The organism is Chitinophaga silvisoli (genome assembly GCF_003412465.1).
Taxonomy (GTDB): domain Bacteria; phylum Bacteroidota; class Bacteroidia; order Chitinophagales; family Chitinophagaceae; genus Chitinophaga; species Chitinophaga silvisoli.
Genome location: NZ_QTJV01000007.1, coordinates 77,929 through 95,186 on the forward strand (window position 1 = coordinate 77,929; position 17,258 = coordinate 95,186).

The 17,258-nt window shown below is 46.3% G+C and carries 15 protein-coding genes; 6 read left to right on the forward strand and 9 right to left on the reverse strand.

The window, feature by feature from the left end; translation table 11 throughout:
- The first annotated feature begins 68 nt into the window (after nt 1-68).
- Together DXN04_RS19075 and DXN04_RS19080 are read left to right on the forward strand one after the other, a co-directional pair.
- Nucleotides 69-2,411, forward strand: coding sequence for a glycoside hydrolase family 3 N-terminal domain-containing protein (locus DXN04_RS19075; RefSeq protein WP_116854991.1), 2,343 nt, complete (start codon nt 69-71; stop codon nt 2,409-2,411).
- Between the two features lie 45 nt (nt 2,412-2,456).
- Nucleotides 2,457-3,881 (forward strand): glycoside hydrolase family 30 protein, encoded by a 1,425-nt coding sequence (locus DXN04_RS19080; RefSeq protein WP_116854992.1) that lies wholly within the window; start codon nt 2,457-2,459, stop codon nt 3,879-3,881.
- Nucleotides 3,882-4,126: 245 nt separating this feature from the next.
- Here DXN04_RS19080 and DXN04_RS19085 read toward each other — a convergent pair whose 3' ends face one another.
- Complete coding sequence (locus DXN04_RS19085; protein ID WP_116854993.1) at nt 4,127-4,756, reverse strand: HAD family hydrolase; 630 nt, start codon at nt 4,754-4,756, stop codon at nt 4,127-4,129.
- A 261-nt stretch (nt 4,757-5,017) separates the two neighbouring features.
- Entirely contained in the window at nt 5,018-6,412 is a 1,395-nt protein-coding gene (locus tag DXN04_RS19090) for a DHA2 family efflux MFS transporter permease subunit (RefSeq protein ID WP_116854994.1), read from the reverse strand.
- Between the two features lie 376 nt (nt 6,413-6,788).
- On the opposite strand from DXN04_RS19090, the gene DXN04_RS19100 reads away from it, so the two are divergent.
- The 3 genes from DXN04_RS19100 to DXN04_RS19110 all read left to right on the forward strand — a co-directional run bounded on the left by DXN04_RS19100 (nt 6,789) and on the right by DXN04_RS19110 (nt 9,381).
- On the forward strand, nt 6,789-7,235 hold the full coding sequence (locus DXN04_RS19100; RefSeq protein WP_116855263.1) for a GNAT family N-acetyltransferase: 447 nt from the start codon (nt 6,789-6,791) through the stop codon (nt 7,233-7,235).
- A gap of 163 nt (nt 7,236-7,398) precedes the next feature.
- Nucleotides 7,399-8,100, forward strand: a complete 702-nt coding sequence (locus tag DXN04_RS19105; protein ID WP_116854995.1) for an SMUG2 DNA glycosylase family protein — start codon at nt 7,399-7,401, stop codon at nt 8,098-8,100.
- A gap of 315 nt (nt 8,101-8,415) precedes the next feature.
- Entirely contained in the window at nt 8,416-9,381 is a 966-nt protein-coding gene (locus DXN04_RS19110) for an acyltransferase domain-containing protein (protein ID WP_116854996.1), read from the forward strand.
- Nucleotides 9,382-9,491: 110 nt separating this feature from the next.
- Here the strand turns inward: DXN04_RS19110 and DXN04_RS19115 are convergent, their stop codons facing one another.
- The gene (locus tag DXN04_RS19115) at nt 9,492-10,148 is read right to left on the reverse strand and encodes an NAD-dependent epimerase/dehydratase family protein (protein WP_116854997.1); all 657 of its coding nucleotides are present in this window, start codon (nt 10,146-10,148) and stop codon (nt 9,492-9,494) included.
- A 296-nt stretch (nt 10,149-10,444) separates the two neighbouring features.
- On the opposite strand from DXN04_RS19115, the gene DXN04_RS19120 reads away from it, so the two are divergent.
- Nucleotides 10,445-10,822, forward strand: a complete 378-nt coding sequence (locus tag DXN04_RS19120; protein ID WP_116854998.1) for a hypothetical protein — start codon at nt 10,445-10,447, stop codon at nt 10,820-10,822.
- A gap of 95 nt (nt 10,823-10,917) precedes the next feature.
- On the opposite strand, the gene DXN04_RS35630 is transcribed toward DXN04_RS19120, so the two are convergent.
- The 6 genes from DXN04_RS35630 to kdpB form a co-directional block, all read right to left on the reverse strand.
- Nucleotides 10,918-11,046, reverse strand: a complete 129-nt coding sequence (locus DXN04_RS35630; protein WP_262512484.1) for a hypothetical protein — start codon at nt 11,044-11,046, stop codon at nt 10,918-10,920.
- Nucleotides 11,047-11,191: 145 nt separating this feature from the next.
- On the reverse strand, nt 11,192-12,886 hold the full coding sequence (locus DXN04_RS19130; RefSeq protein WP_116855000.1) for a HAMP domain-containing sensor histidine kinase: 1,695 nt from the start codon (nt 12,884-12,886) through the stop codon (nt 11,192-11,194).
- 1 nt (nt 12,887) lies between these two features.
- Complete coding sequence (locus tag DXN04_RS19135; RefSeq protein WP_116855001.1) at nt 12,888-14,012, reverse strand: sensor protein KdpD; 1,125 nt, start codon at nt 14,010-14,012, stop codon at nt 12,888-12,890.
- A 40-nt stretch (nt 14,013-14,052) separates the two neighbouring features.
- Entirely contained in the window at nt 14,053-14,646 is a 594-nt protein-coding gene (locus DXN04_RS19140; protein ID WP_116855002.1) for a GNAT family N-acetyltransferase, read from the reverse strand.
- Between the two features lie 8 nt (nt 14,647-14,654).
- Nucleotides 14,655-15,209 (reverse strand): potassium-transporting ATPase subunit KdpC, encoded by a 555-nt coding sequence (gene kdpC, locus DXN04_RS19145; protein WP_116855003.1) that lies wholly within the window; start codon nt 15,207-15,209, stop codon nt 14,655-14,657.
- Between the two features lie 2 nt (nt 15,210-15,211).
- A complete protein-coding gene (gene kdpB / locus DXN04_RS19150; protein WP_116855004.1) occupies nt 15,212-17,257 on the reverse strand; it encodes a potassium-transporting ATPase subunit KdpB in 2,046 nt (681 codons plus the stop codon).
- Between the last annotated feature and the right edge of the window lies 1 nt (nt 17,258).

Below are 17,258 nucleotides of genomic sequence, written 5' to 3' on the forward strand. Positions count from 1 at the left end.
CTCAGCGGGAATTGTTGACCATTCCCGCTGAGAAATATAATCTATAGCGACTCTAAACACACAACAACATGGATTTTGGAAAACGTCTGCTCACAGTAGCTTTGGTGGGAGGGATCATATGCCCGCTCACACAGGTACATGCGCAGAAAAAAACAAAGGCGGCACCACAGGCAAAGGTGGTAGCTTATGATTCCGCGACTATCAATGCAAGAGTAGAAGCTTTGCTGGCTAAAATGTCTCTGGAAGAGAAAGTAGGCCAGATGGCACAAATCACGCTCGACGTAGTAGGGAAAGGCCCTAACCGCTTTTCGAGCTTCGATCCGCTGGTGATTGACACTGCGGAGATGCAGAAAGCACTGGTAAAATACAAGATTGGTTCCGTGCTGAATACAGCAAACAATAAGGCACTCACACCACAGCGATGGTGGGAAGTAGTGAGCTATATCCAGCAGGTAAATATGAAAGGCAATGCCTTGCAGATCCCTGTGATCTTTGGTATAGATGCCATTCACGGGGCGACTTACACAGCAGGTGCAACCCTGTTCCCCCAGCAGATAGCGCAGGCGGCTACACGTAACAGGGAACTGGTACGTAAAGGTGCTGAAATTACGGCGTATGAAACAAGGGCGAGCAATACCCCATGGGTGTTTTCTCCTGTACTGGATTTAGGTGCAGACCCACGGTTCCCGCGTATTTGGGAATCATTTGGCGAAGATCCTTATATCGGTGCACAGATGGGACATGAAATTGTGAAAGGATACGAAGGGGAGAAGAATGATGTGAATGATGTGACCCATGTGGCGGCAAGTATCAAACACTTCCTGGGTTACCAGGCACCTGTATCCGGTAAAGACCGTACACCGGCAAACATCAGTAAGCAACAGCTGTATGAATACCACCTGCCAGCTTTCAAAGCCGGGGTAGAAGCGGGTGCGCATACCATTATGATCAACTCCGGCCAGATCAATGGTATTCCGGTGCATGCGAATTATGAAATCCTGACGAAATTACTGAAAGAAGAGCTGGGCTTTAAAGGTCTTGCAGTGACAGACTGGGCGGATATTGAAAACCTGTATCGCCGGGATCATATTGCAGCTAGCGATAAGGAAGCGATTATGCTGGCGATCAATGCCGGGATTGATATGTCTATGATTCCTTACAACTATGAGCCCTTCTGCGAAGGACTGGTAGCATTGGTAAAGGAAGGAAAGGTACCACAGTCAAGAATTGACGATGCGGTACGCAGGGTGCTGCGCGTAAAGTTTGAACTGGGATTGTTTGAGAAACCGGTGACTAACTATAAAGACTATCCTAAATTCGGGAGCAAAGAATTTGAAAAAGCATCTTATGATGCAGCCGCAGAGGCAATTACACTGCTGAAGAATGAAGGGGGTGTATTGCCATTGGCAAAAGGTGCTAAGATCCTGGTAACCGGTCCTAACGCGAATGACATCCGGACACTGGATGGTGCCTGGAGTTATAGCTGGCAGGGTGAAAAGGTGCCACAGTTTACAGCACAGTACAACTCTATTCTTACTGCATTGAAAAAGAAAGCAGGTGAAGGGAATGTCACTTATGTACCTGGCGTGAGCTATAAGGCAAATGGCAAGTGGTATGAAGAAGCCCCTGACCGTATGGCTGATGCTGTAGCAGCTGCAAAAAATGCAGATGTGATTGTAATGTGCCTGGGTGAGAACTCATATGCTGAGAAACCCGGTGATCTGAATGACCTCTACATCGGGGATGACCAGACTACACTGGCACAACAGCTGATTGCGACAGGTAAGCCGGTGGTGCTGGTGCTGACAGAAGGTCGCCCGCGCATCATCAGTAAATTTGAGCAGGGCGTGAAAAGCGTGGTACTGGGCTATCTGCCTGGCAACTTCGGTGGCGATGCGATAGCAGATGTGTTGTATGGTGATGTGAACCCATCCGGGAAATTGCCGTATACCTATCCGCGTTATCCCAATGCATTGATTGGTTATATCCATAAGCCATCTGAAGAGCAGACAAAGGCAGAAGGGGTGTATAACTATGAGGCAGATTATAATCCACAGTACCCATTTGGTGCAGGATTGAGTTATACTACTTTTGAATATAGTAATCTTCGTGTGGCGCTTGAGAACCGCGTGCTGCATGTGAGTGTAGACGTGAAGAATACAGGAACTAAGGCAGGTAAGGAAGCAGTAGAAGTGTATACATCAGACCTGGTGGCTACCCTGATCTCTCCTGATGTGAAGCGCTTACGTGGGTTTGAGAAGATCAGTTTACAGGCAGGTGAGGGTAAGACTGTGACATTTGATATTCCGGTAGAGCAGCTGGCCTTTGCAGGTGTGGATGGCAAGCCGGTGTTGGAACCGGGCGATTTTGAGGTGCATGTGGCGAAGCTGACTGCGAAGTTTAAATTATAATCTATATGGGGGCTGCTGCGGCCCCCATGTCTCAACTTTTCTATCATGAAATTATGGTTGTATGCCGGGTGCTTGGCATCCGTCCTGGCTGGTTGTGCCCAGAAAAATGAGCATGCAGCAGTGTATCTGACTACTGCTGATGAAAAACAATTATTCCAATCACAGCCTGTTTTAAAGCCGGTAAAGGATACCGCGCTGGTGAATGTACGGATTGATACCAGTCTGCAATACCAGGAGATAGAAGGCTTTGGTGCTGCAATGACGGGGTCCTCTGCTTATGTCATGCAGCAGTATATGACAGCGCCGAAACGGAAGGCATTGCTGGATGAACTGTTTGATGCCGAAAAGGGGATTGGGATCAATTATATCCGTCTTTCAATAGGCGCTTCTGACTTTTCACTATCCCCTTATAGTTATGATGACATGCCAGCCGGAGAGCGGGATGATAGTCTCACGCATTTCAGTCTTGCAAAAGACACGGGTGCATTAATCCCTGTGTTGAAAGAGGTGGTGGCCATCAACCCATCTATTCATATCATGGTTACGCCCTGGAGTGCGCCGGCCTGGATGAAGACGAGCGATAAGCTGGAAGGTGGTTCATTAAGACCTGATGCTTATGCAGCCTATGCACAATATTTTGCAAAATACATCCAGGCATTAGGTGCATACGGCATTAAAGCAAGCAGCCTGAGTGTGCAGAACGAACCGCAGTATGAGGCGGCATATCCCACCATGAAGATGACGGCACCTGAACAGTTGGCGTTTATTAAGGATCACCTGGGACCCGTATTACACCAAAAGGGGATAAATACAGAAATATTGTTATTTGATCATAACTGGAATAGTCCTGAGTACCCGATTTCAATATTGGATGATTCAGTGGCAGGTAAATATGTGGCCGGGGCCGCCTTTCATTGCTATGAGGGGTCTGTGGGTGCAATGAGCCAGGTCCATGAGGCCTATCCTAACAAGGGACTGTACTTTACAGAGTGTAGCGGCGGGAGCTGGGCACCTGATTTTGCGGGTAACCTGAAGTATATGGTAGGCAACCTGATGATAGGTACGGTGAATAACTGGTCCAGGAATGTATTGTTGTGGAATATGGCGCTGGATGAGCATAACGGGCCTACCACCAATCAGCCTGGTCCGGCCGGGGAGAAGATAAACAGGGGTTGTATGACCTGCAGGGGAGTGGTGACGGTAAGGTCTGATAGTGGGACAGTAAGCAGGAATGTAGAGTATTACGCCCTGGCGCATTTTAGTAAGTATGTGCGGCCGGGCGCGAAGAGAGTGGCATCCGGGCACCCGGATGGGTTGGAGAATGTGGCGTTTTTGAATAAGGATGGGAGTAGGGTATTGGTGGTGTTGAATACGGGTGAGAAGGATAGGGAATTCTCCGTGCAGGATGGGAATAGCGTATATAAGTATGTGTTGAAGGGGGGAGCGGTAGTGACCCTGGTGTGGAAATAGGGCTAAAATTGATCATTTTACTAGAAAAGCATCTCCCTTTGGGAGGATGCTTTTCTAATAAATACACAGTTCGTGGGATACTATTATATGTGGTGAAACATATATTTGTAATACATCTATTGCAAAAAACTTCTATTACGTTGATTTGCACCCCCTTTAGCCTTCCGGTGACGGGAGGCTCTTTTATTGTGGCGGAAGTCTCTTTTTTGTAATGAAAGTCGCCTTTATTGTAACAGAATCCTCTCTTATTGTGGCGGCAGGCCCAATCCCCATTCCTTCAGTTTCTCCAGCGTTTTTGTATAATTCTCGTGCAGCAGGCCATTAATACCCAGTCCTTCAGCTACATGAATAAACATAGCGCGGTCTTCGATATAAAGCACTTCCTCGGGGCGAACAAGCGCGATATCCAGGGCCATTTTCCAGATATCAGCATCTGGCTTGCGGAAATGTACGAAGCAGGAGGAAATGAAGAAATCTACGAACTTGTCGATGCCGAAGGTACGGATGCGGTATTCATTGAGTTCGCGTCCTTCGTTATTAACGATGGCGATCTTAAGTTTATAATGTTCTTTCAACTGGCAGATCAGGTCAATCATTTCAGGATAAGGGGTGGTACGGCTGTACATGAACTCCTTGAAATCATTCCGGGTAAATTCCCTGTGTTCGTAGAAGACGATCCTGGTAAGGTAGTCGTCCAGGGTGAGCTTGCCTTCTTCATATGTATCGAAGGTAAGGTGGTGGCGTTCTTCCAGTTCAACAATGTCGAGATCGAAAATCCTGGCGGCTTCTTTACGGGCTGCACGGTCCCAGCCGTTGCTTAATAAAACCCCGCCGATGTCCAGGAAGAGGGTAGTGATTTTTGCCGAGTGCTGCATGGTATTAATTTAGTTGTTTTTTAAGATAATGAGTTTTGGGTGGATGGATGATGGGTAGAGGGGATTGGTTTATTTATTACCCCATAAAATTGAAGGGCATTAAGCCAGGTGATCAGATCTGTTTTTTAAGACGATGAGGTTTTATTCATTATGAGCGTAATTAAATTCAAGTTTTCAATCCCTACAATTCCTTGCATTAAGCCGGGTAAATGGAATTCAATAAGCCGGGTAAATGAATTTCAATTTGTGCCTGCCAAATTTCTATTTCACCGGTCGCTTCACAAAATGTGGCAGTTTCAATGCAAAAGGCAGCGTCGCCACTACCAATACTGCTGCAATAAAAAACGTATCCTGGATCCCATAATGATGCGCCACAGTTTCCGTATACCCTTTCCCGTCAGTATAATACCGCATAATGTATTGCTGCAGCAACCCACTAAACGCAATCCCAATCGTTCCACTCAATTGCTGGATCAAAGAAAACATAGCAGAAGCCTGTGTCACCTCCTCAGGCAGTACGGCACTCATCGCCGCTGCCGTAATCGTTGAAACCAGCAATCCAATTCCAAACCCTCTCACCACCATCGCCGCAATAATCGGGAATAAATCCGGCGTATTTAACAGAGAAAGCTGCACCATAGAAATAGCCACAAGTACCAGCCCTACCACAATCAAGCGCCTCGGTCCGAACTTATCAGACAAGGATCCCGCAATAGGTGTCACCAGCGCCATTACCGCCGAAAAAGGCAGGATCAGTAATCCCGAAGCAATTTCTGAAAACCCTAGCTGTCCCTGTAGTAAGAACGGCAACAGGAACAATCCTCCAAAGATAGCTACTGAACGGACACTGGTAATCAGGATGCAATATGTGTAAATTCTATGTCGGAAAATGTGAAGATTAAAAAGCGCATGGGGATTAGGCAGACTGCGCCGGATAAATACAACAATTGCGATAATACTGACAACAAAAGGAATCCATACCGCCAGCGAGGCAAACCCTTTATCCGGCAATACCGCAATGGCATACTGAAATAAAATAATAAATACAGTAAACAACCCAAAGCCACCGGCATCAAAACGGGCAGGCTGGCGGGCCGAGGTCTTCAGGAATCGTAAAGTATATGCGGCAATCCCGATGGTCAGGATCCCGATAGGCAGGTTGATATAAAAGATAGACGGCCAACCGTACAAATTGGTCAGCGTACCTCCCAAAGTCGGTCCAATGGCGGGTCCGGCAATGCTGCCCAGGGACCACCAACCCATTACCTTGCCTCTTTCTTCCGGGGGAAATACAAGGGTCAATATAGCCATCGCAGTTGGTGTAATGGCACCGCCTCCAAAAGACTGAATCGCCCTTGCGGCTATCAGCTCCGGCAGACTTACAGAAATGGCACATAAGAGGGAACCGAAGGTAAAGATCGACAAACTGATCAGGTATAATGCATAAAACCCAATCTGTTCTTTCAGCCAGCTGGTGAGAGGCATAAAGACACAAAACCCCAGCATGTAGGCGACAATGACCCATTCAATTGCATCCAGCCCAACCCCAAATTGCGTGCTCATGGTGGGGAGGGAAACATTCACTATACTACTGTCTATTCCCGCCATAAAGGTCCCCAGGATCAGGGGGAATAGAATGCCAAAACGTTGCTTCATGTGCACCTAAATTATTAATAATTTTTGTTTCGGTAAAATGGATGGGGTACCGGTTGCAGGTAAAATATGTGGGCAAAAGGCATTTTTTCAAAAGTCTTAAACTTAGCAGTATCGATTTTAATACCAATTTGCGTAAGTTATGGCAATGCTGAAATAGACATTAGTCATATGGCTGATGGCCATATTCATGGCAAAAGCAATACCTTTGCAGAAAGGAAAAACGATCAGCCATTATCCAATGCGAGATATTTCGTAGTGATGGAAAACTGGTGGCGATGATCACCAGTACTGTGATGACCCTGACGGGTGATAAGGCAAATGGCAGATAGTGCAGCAGGCATTTACAATGCCTTGCTCCACTAAAATGAAATTAATCATGAACTATCAGATAGAAAGATATAATACTCGTTTTAAAGACGCGCTATTGAACGTTTGGGAAAGATCCGTTTTAGCGACCCACGATTTTTTACACACAAATGATTTTGTTGCAATTAAAGAAATGCTGCAAAGCTTTGACTTTGGGGTATTGGATGTTTTTTGTTTATTGGAGCACAATGAGGTGATTGGGTTTATCGGGTTACATGAAACAAAAATCGAAATGTTATTTTTAGATCCTGCATATATTGGAAAAGGCCTTGGAAAGTATCTGATGAATTTTGCAATATCGGAACTAAAGGCGAGTGAGGTTGATGTGAATGAACAAAATTTACAGGCGAAAGGCTTTTATGAAAAGATGGGGTTTGAGGTGTATAGCAGAACAGAAAAAGATGATGAAGGCAGGGACTATCCCATTTTAAAAATGAAACGGACAAGGGATTACTGATTAACATGAAAGAACGTATACACCCGGGATAGGGCCGTCTAGCCATGATGACAATAAATTTGTAAGCAGTATAATTATATGGTCTGTGATTGATGGAGTAAAAACAACTGGTTGGTAGCAATAACCGAACTATTGGTAATAAGAAATCAGTTATTTTCGTTCCATGAAAATGACCTTTGCAGACCACGTCATCGATTTTAACACTCACCTTGCATACACCGGCAAATTGCCCCAAGGCATCCGCATCATGAACCCTTTCCGTGAACAGCCCCAGGTCATGGAGATCATGAAGCAATTCTACCGCCGTTTTTACGGTGATCACCATCCCCGGCAGATCATTATGGGCATCAATCCCGGCCGCTTAGGCTCTGGTTCCACCGGCATCCCCTTTACAGATACCAAGCGCCTGCAATCCGTATGCGGTATATCCATTTCCGGTATCCAAACACATGAGCCATCCTCCGTGTTTATTTATGATGTCATTGCAGCATACGGAGGACCAGAGAAGTTTTATCATGATTTTTATTTTGCTTCTGTATCGCCCCTGGGCTTCACCTCAGTGAAGGCGGATGGAACAGAAATTAATTACAACTATTATGATAGCGCGGAGCTGACCAAAGCAGTGTATCCTTTTATGGTGGAGAATATAAAAAAGCAGTTGGAATTTGGGGTGGATACAAGTGTGTGTTACTGTCTGGGGACGGGGAAGAATAGCCGGTTTTTAATAAAACTGAATGAACAGGAGGGATTTTTTAAGAAGATAGTGCCGCTGGAACATCCGAGGTTTGTGATGCAGTACAGGGCGAAGCGGAAACAGGAGTTTATCGATAAGTACCTGGCGTGTTTTGAGGAAAATGCCCAGTAGCGGTTAGGGAATCAGGGGGGGGCTGCAATAAGTATAAATCAATATAATGCCTGCGAACTAATAGTGTTGTCGCTTGTATTAAATTTTAACTACAAACAAAAAATCAAATTACACCACAACCTTTGATTTTCCGATTTGCTTTTTCGGCATAAAACTTTTAATTTAATGTATGGTTGTTTGACCCATGAAGAAATTTTAGTCTGACTTAATAGGGAATTATAGCCTGATCCATTTATTATACCTAAGATTGCCCCATTAAGCTATTATTTACTGACCCATTAACGTATTATTGTTTGACCCAAAACCCCACCCACTATGCCTGACTTTGTATTCATGTTCGCCGGCCATGGTAGCCAGTATTATAACATGGGGGCCATGTTATACCACAGCAATGTTTTTTTCAGGAACACCATCCTCCATTTAGACAAGGAAGTCCGCAATCACACCGGTTCTTCAGTCGTAGAATACCTGTATGGCAGCCGTTACAACGGGGAAGGGATTTTTGATGATATCCGCTACACAAACCCCGCCCTGTTCATGGTCCAATACGCCCTGGCCCGGCTGCTCCAGGAAGAGCTGAAAGTCAGGCCTGATTATGTAATCGGTAGCTGTGTAGGCGAGATGGTCGCTGCTGCTGTGTGCGGGATGGTATCGCCTGCTGAAATGCTCACGGCCATGATCGACCAGGCACGTATCATAGAGCGTCTCTGTACCAAGGGGGGAATGATCTCCATTTTAGCTGATCCGGCCATTTATGAGCAGGAGCCTTTGTTATATGAAAACACCACGCTGGCTGCCATAGACAGCAAGGGGCATTTCACACTTTCTGCTGATGAACGTACCTTGCTGGCCCTGCGCCTCTGGCTGGATAGTCATGAATTGTCTTATAGCCAGTTGCCGGTACGGTACCCGTTTCATAGTCCGCTGATGGAACCGGCCAGGGGGCCTATTATCCGGATTATGCAGCAGTTGAGGTACGGAGCCCCGGAGGCTACTTTTATTTCCGGTATTCAATCCGGATCTGTTTACCAGGTAGATGCTGATTATTTCTGGGATGTGGTGCGGGAGCCGATTGCTTTTAGTGCGGCGATCGAAAGACTGGAAAATGCGGGGCCTTGCTTTTATATTGACTGCAGTCCATCAGGCACTTGTAGCAACCTGTTGACGAAGACCTTATCACCTGCATCGTCTTCTGTGAAACAGGTGATTATGAGTCCTTTCGGACAGGAGATTAAGCATTTGCAGGCGTTGTTGCAAAAGAGGCAGGCGTATTCATTGTGAGGGTATTGCGGTCATGTAGTGTTCATGGCGGCAGTACTTAAAAAGGTGGCCAACCTTATATAAAAAAGGGTGGCTAACCTTATACAAATAGGGTGGCAAACCTCAAATTATCACCCCCCTGCCAACGCAACAATATCCTTCACCTCGATTGTCTTCTTAAAGTACCCCTTCGCGGTTACTTCAATCATCGCTTTGCCCATTTCTGCAAGCGTACAAAATCCATTTTTAAACAATTTCCGGCCTATCGGATAAATCCAGTCTACATATTTATACCCTTTCAACACATATCTGGCCCCCTTATCCGCTCTTAAAAATCCAGGCCGGAACGCAAATACCTGTTTAAAAGGAAGTTTCATAAGATCGTTCTCGGTCCTGCCTTTTACCCGTGCCCACATGAGACGGCCTTTTTCAGTACTGTCTGTTCCACTGCCGGAGACATAGCAGAAGGTCATGTCAGGACTTTGTCCACTCAGTACTTCAGCTACATGCAAGGTCAGGGTATAGGTGGCCCGGGTATAGTCCGCTTCATTTTTGCCAACGCTGGTCACACCCAGACAAAAGAAACAGGCATCATAACCTTTTAATTGGTCAGCAACAGGGCGGATATCAAAAAAGTCAGGGTGGATGACTTCTTTTAATTTGGGATGAGACTTGCCAAAGGGTTTCCTGGCGAAGGATACGACTTCTGTAACCAGTGGGTTGCGGAGGCATTCTTCCAGGACGCCTTCTCCTACCATACCGGTAGTACCGGTGACGATGACTTTCATAATTGCTGCAATTAGTATGGGGTTCAAATGTACGAAACTTTGGATGTAGCGATTCTTCCCCTTTCAAAAAAGGAATTCCTCTCCCTCCACAATAGCCCCTTAATTAGGGATTAACAGGTCTTTCATAATCAATGTATTAATAAGTTTCTTACCTATGCACTACCTTTCCCTTTACACTTACTGTCTTCAGTATTACCTTAAAATACCAGAAACTTCACCCCTGAATTTGCCTGCTTCACCGAAGAAATCCCCCTCGCATTCCCCAAATTTCTGTCTATTTGCTATAAATCTAAAATATGAAAAACAAAATTGGATTAGTTGCATTATTTGTACTGCTCTTAGCCATGTGCCAGGGCGTATTTGCGCAGGATGGAAGCAGAAAGGATCAGGCCACCAAAGCAATGACTGATACCATGCAGGCACGTCTTTCCCTGAATGACGATCAGTATAAGAAGGTCTATGATATCAATGCACAATTCCTGTCTAAACTGGGTAGTATTAAACAGGAAGGCGGTGGTAAACTGGCTAAGTTTCAGAAATTAAAAGCTGCTGACCAGGAAAGGGATGCCGCGCTGAAACCGCTGTTGTCCGATGACCAGTTTAAGAAGTTCCAGGAGTATAAGAAGGCGAGGAGAGAGGAAATGAAAGAGAATTATAGAAATAGTAAAAGTTAATAAAACTGATTTTATGAAAAAGATTTTGATCTCCTCCATTGTAGGTTTATGCGCCCTTGCCGCCAGCACGCATGCGCAGGCCCAGGTAATCTTTGTCAGACCCGCCCCAAGAGTTGTTGTCGTTGCAAGGCCAGTGCCTCCACCTCCGCCGCCGCCACCTGTAAGGGTAGTTGTTGTAAGGCCGGTACCTCCACCACCTGCAAGGGTGGTCGTTGTAAGACCAAGACCTGTCGTGTTCGCAAGGTTGTAAAAGAATGTCAAAAATAATTTAAGAAACCAGGCAACTGCTGCTCTTATAAAAATTGGATGGCTCTAAGAGTAGTGGTTGCCTTTTCAAACTAACCTTCATTTTGCATTTGGTATCCGCCTCTACACTGCCACCGGCAAACTAAACCCAAACACTGCACCTTCCCCCAACTTACTATTCACCCATATCTTTCCCCCCTGGGCCTCAATAAACTCCCTGGAAATCGACAAACCTAAACCTGTTCCTGCTTTCTCTGGCGTACCAGGCACCTTAAAGTACCTGTCAAAAATCTTCGGCAGGTACTTTTCATCAATCCCCCTCCCGTGATCTGCCACCGTAAATGAAATATTATTTTGACTCAGCTCCGTCGTCAACACAATCTCATCATCCTCGGGAGAATACTTCACTGCATTCGTCAAAAAATTCGTTAACACCCAGGCTGTCTTCTCCGGATCTGTCAGCATCTTACACGGTGTCGCTGCTTCTTCCACACGCACCCGTATATTCTTCTGTTGTGCCAGGAAACTAACCGTACTCGTTGCATTCTCTATAATAATTGAAGGACTCACCGGTGCTATCTTCAACTGGATATGCCCTGTTTCCACCTGGCTCATATTCAGCAACTCACTTGTAATCTTCAGCAACCTGTCTGAATCATCCGTAATACTTTTAATCAGCTCATCCTGCTCCTTATTCACCGACCCTACCCGGTGATCCGCCAGCAACTGCGCACTCATTTTAATACTCGCAATAGGTGTCTTCAACTCATGAGAAATCGTAGCTATGAAATTCGTCTTCGCCTCATTCAACTCATGAAAAGGCGTAATATTTCGCAACACGATCACCTGCCCAATCACCCGCTCATTATTATCTACATTGATCACATCCAAATGAAAATAACTCTCCTTATTATCCGCAAAGATCTTCAATTCCTTTTCCTTACTTTTCTCCTGCAGCAAACTACGCATCAGGTCATTCTGCAATGCCACATCCGGTGCATACTTGCCCGCAATCTCTATTTCTTTTAAACCTAAGAGCTTCTCGGCTACACGATTTGCAAACAGGATATGCCGGGTGTCATCAATCCCGATAATCCCGTCATTCATCTGGTTGATGATGGTATCAATACGTGATTTCTCAAATTTGATCTTAGCCAGGTTACTATGCTCATACTCATTCAGTTTTTCCGCCATGGTATTAAATGCCTGTGCCAATTCCCCGAATTCATCATGCTGATTGAGATGGATCCTGCGGGAATAATCCTTGTTCACAATTGATTTGATCCCTTCGGACAATGCATTGATCGGCTCACTGATGATACCCGGGAAGTTCACCGCCAGTGTAAATGCAACCAGTGATAATAAGGAGAAGATGATCATCAGCCAGTTACTAAAGCGCTTTGCATTGGCCATAGCCGTACTGTTCTTGGCAAAGATGGCCTGCTGGTTAGCTGTATTGATCAGGTATATTTTCTCCCGCAGGCGCTGCTGCAGGGAGTCATTGCCGGGTGCCAGTTTTAATTTTTCAAAGAGATCCCGTACTGCGGCTGTTGCCACACCCTCGCCAGGTTCAGTGATGTTTGCTTCCTGCCTGGCAAGGTTTTCTTCAAAGGTCTTTATACTCTTCGGATCCGTACGAAACTGTTCCAGCGTCTGCAACATATTATTGCTATATACCAGCGTTTCGTAATTATCTTTCAATACAAGATGTGCATCCTTCTTCATCAGGTTGATAGAGAAGATGCCCAGCAATCCGGATACGAGGATGGCCGTAAATAAAAACCCAATGCCTATACTTAATTTCGTTTTCAGGCGCATCTTATGACAGAATTATAACGTCAATATCCGATTCAGACAATTTACCCAGTAACTGGGCAAATACAGCCGTGTTCAACACCATGCCTAATACATTGAGATGGGGTTTCCCCATGCAGATAGTCGTGATGTTTTTTTCCTCAGCTGTGACCATGATCGTTTTGGCAATATTACTACTTTTTACTTTCAGTACTTCGCCTCCCAGTTCCATCGCCAGCTTGAAATTATTGATCAGGTGCCGCTGAGAGGCCAGCTCGATCCTGTCCATATTCTCCTTCGGTGTCTGTACATACAGTACATAAAAACGGCTATGGTAGTAAGCCGCCAGTCTCGCCGTCTTCCTGATCACCTTGCGGGCAATGACATGGTTACTGCTGATGCAGGCCAGGAATCGCTCGCTACGAAGGTGCGCCGTGCGGGGAAGCGCCGATTCGATCTTACGCTCTACCTGGGAGGCCACTTCTTTCAATGCCAGTTCGCGTAACTGTAAGATCTTTTCCGGCTGGAAAAAGTTCTTCATAGCCACAGCGATCTTATCAGGGGTATAGATCTTGCCTTCCTGTAAACGTGTGATGAGCTCATCGGCAGTGAGGTCGATATTCACCACTTCATCGGCTTGCAGCAGGATGCTGTCAGGAATCCGCTCCGAGACATCTATACCAGTAATGTTCTTGACTTCTTCCTGCAAGCTTTCAATATGCTGGATATTGACGGCGCTGATCACATTGATGCCTGCATCCAGAATTTCCATTACATCCTGCCAGCGTTTTTCATTCTTGCTGCCTTCGATGTTGGAGTGGGCCAGTTCATCGATCACGACCACTTCCGGATGAAGGTTGAGTACCGCCTGCATATCCAGTTCATCGAGCATTTTGCCTTTATAGAATAACTGGCGACGTGGAATAACAGGCAGGCCCTCCAGTAAAGAGTGGGTTTCCGGCCTGTTATGTGTTTCGATGTAGGCGATTTGAATGTTGACACCGTTCCGCAGCAGGGTACGAGCCTCCGTAAGCATACGATAGGTTTTGCCTACACCGGCACTCATGCCGATGTAGACTTTAAATTTTCCACGCCTGGATTGACGGATCAGGTCGAGGAAATGTTGGACGTTATTTTCTTTTTCAGTCATGAATAGGGAGACTGTTTTTTTGTGAGGGCCTTCGGCCGGCTTATGAAAGAAGCAGCTGCGCTGCCGTAGATTTTACCGCTTGCGAAATTCCATGTTCCTGTGGCGTATACAACATCGCCGTGCAAATACAATGTTTGAATTCCTTCTTCTGTAAAATATCATAATTGACACAACCTTTACACCCTGCCCAGAACTGCTCATCCTTCGTGATCTCACTAAAGGTCACCGGCTCAAACCCCAGCTTTGTATTCATCTTCATGATCGCCAGTCCACTCGTAATACTAAAGACCTTTGCTGCCGGGTACAATTCCCTCGATAATCTAAAGATCCTTTTTTTGATCCTGGAAGCAACCCCCATATTACGAAATGAAGGATTTACAATCAGTCCTGAATTCGAAACATATTCCCCATGCCCCCATATCTCAATATAGGAAAATCCTACCCACACTTTATCAGCCGTTACAGCTATCACTGCTTTACCCTGCCTGATCTTATCAATAATAGTGGATACGGGCCGCTTTCCTATCCCGGTACCTCTCGCTTTGGCGGAAGCTTCCATTTCATCAGTAATTGTAGCGGCATATTGAATGTCAGAAAGTGTCGCCTTCCTGACGATAATCCGGTCCTGTTCCATTGTGCTAATTATTTTAACGCGTCCAGCGCGATATTGAGTTTTAATACATTTACTTTGTCTGGTCCTAACCACGATTTGTCTGTATGGTCGGCTACCAGTTTACGGATAGCAGCTACATCCAGATGACGAATTGCTGCAATTCTGATTACCTGGATGTCCGCAGCGGAAGGTGAGATATCAGGATCCAGGCCGCTCCCTGAAGCTGTCACCAGTTCAGCCGGGATATCTGCCGCCAGTGTACCCGGGTTATGGGCCATGAAAGTATCGATCCTTTCCTGTACGGTCTTCAGATAATCAGGGTTGCTGGCTGCCTTGTTAGATCCCCCGGAACCTGCGGCATTGTAATCTACAGCAGATGGCCGGCCCTGGAAATATTTATCGTCTGTAAATTTCTGTCCTACATTTTCATAGCCCACCACTTTACCATTTACTGAGATGGTGCGGCCCTTTCCCTGGCCTATGGCGAAGTGTGCCACACCTGCTATCAGCAGGGGATAGGCGACACCTAATACTAAGATTAAAATCAGGGTGAGCTTTATAGATGGCAAAAGATATTTTTTCATTGTTACATGATTAAGGATAAAAATAAGTCTATCAGTTTGATACCGATGAATGGGATGATCACACCACCCAGGCCGTAGATGAACAGGTTCCTGCGCAGGAGTGCACTTGCACCGATGGGCTTATAGGAGACCCCTCTCAGTGCCAGCGGAATCAATGCAGGAATAATAATCGCATTGAAAATCACCGCTGAAAGTATAGCACTCTCCGGGCTTTTCAGGTGCATGATATTCAGTCCCTGCAAAGCTGGAATGGCTGTCACGAATAGTGCCGGTACGATGGCAAAATACTTGGCCACATCATTGGCAATGGAGAAGGTAGTCAGGGTACCGCGTGTCATGAGCAACTGTTTACCGATCTCAACGATCTCAATCAGTTTGGTAGGGTCATTGTCCAGGTCAACCATGTTGCCTGCTTCTTTGGCTGCCTGTGTACCGCTGTTCATGGCTACGCCTACATCGGCCTGTGCCAGTGCCGGCGCATCGTTTGTACCGTCGCCCATCATCGCCACCAGTTTACCACCTTCCTGTTCACGGCGGATGTAAATCATTTTATCTTCTGGTTTTGCTTCAGCAATGAAGTCATCCACACCTGCTTTTTCAGCAATGAACTTAGCCGTAAGTGGGTTATCGCCCGTTACCATTACCGTCTTTACACCCATGCGGCGCAGCCGTTCGAAACGCTCGCGGATCCCGGGTTTGATGATGTCCTGCAATTCGATGACACCCATTACCATTTCATTCTGACTCACTACCAGTGGCGTACCACCATTGGAAGAAATCTCTTTCACCTTCTCCTCCGTTTCGGCAGGAAACTCATTGCCGGCACGGGTTACGATATTACGAATCGCATCATAAGCACCCTTCCGGATGCGTAGCTGACCCAGGTTCAGGCCACTGCTGCGGGTCTCTGCCGTGAAAGGAATGAAGGTTGCGCCCGCCGCATTTAAGTTGCTGGTTTTAATCCCTTTTTCAGCGGCTAACTCAATGATCGATTTACCTTCAGGTGTTTCATCTGCCAGCGAAGCGAGTGTACAGGCTTCGAAGAATTCTTTCTTCCCTATACTATATGCCGGCCAGAAGTGTGTAGCCTTCCTGTTGCCGATAGTGATGGTACCTGTCTTATCGAGTAAGAGGGTATCCAGGTCACCGGCAGTTTCCACGGCTTTACCGCTCTTGGTGATCACGTTTGCCCTCAGTGCACGGTCCATACCTGCTATACCGATGGCGCTCAATAAACCGCCGATGGTGGTAGGAATCAGGCAAACAAAAAGAGAAACGAATGCGGCAATGGTAATCGGGGTGTGTGAGAAATCACCAAAAGGTTTCAGTGTCACACATACAATAATGAATACCAGGGTAAAGCTGGCCAGCAGGATCGTCAGCGCAATTTCGTTCGGCGTTTTCTGACGACTTGCGCCTTCTACCAGTGCAATCATTTTGTCCAGGAAGCTTTCGCCGGGATCGGTGGTCACTCTTACTTTGATCTTATCACTCAGCACTTTTGTACCACCGGTAACAGAGCTTTTATCGCCACCTGCTTCCCTGATCACGGGAGCTGATTCACCAGTGATCGCTGACTCATCGATGGTGGCAAGACCCTGTATGATTTCGCCATCCATAGGGATCATGTCGCCGGCTTCGCAGATGAAGATGTCGCCTTTGCGTAGTTGGGAAGAAGGAACGATTTTCACTTCGTCCATAAAGATCTCGCCGACAGCCAGTATTTTTTTGGCAGGGGTTTCTTCTCTTGTCTTACGCAGACTTTCCGCCTGCGCTTTACCCCGGGCTTCAGCGATGGCTTCGGCAAAGTTGGCAAAGAGTAAGGTTAACAGCAGGATGATAAAGACCGTGAGGTTGTAAGCAGGTGCACCCTGTGATGCATCTTTTGTATAAAAAGTATATGCGGTCACAATCAGCATGATAGCGGTACCTATCTCCACGGTGAACATAACCGGGTTGCGGAACATGCTCCGGGGAGAGAGTTTGATGAATGCCTGTTTTAAGGCACCGGCTACCAATGAAGGTTCGAATAATTTATTGTTGGACATG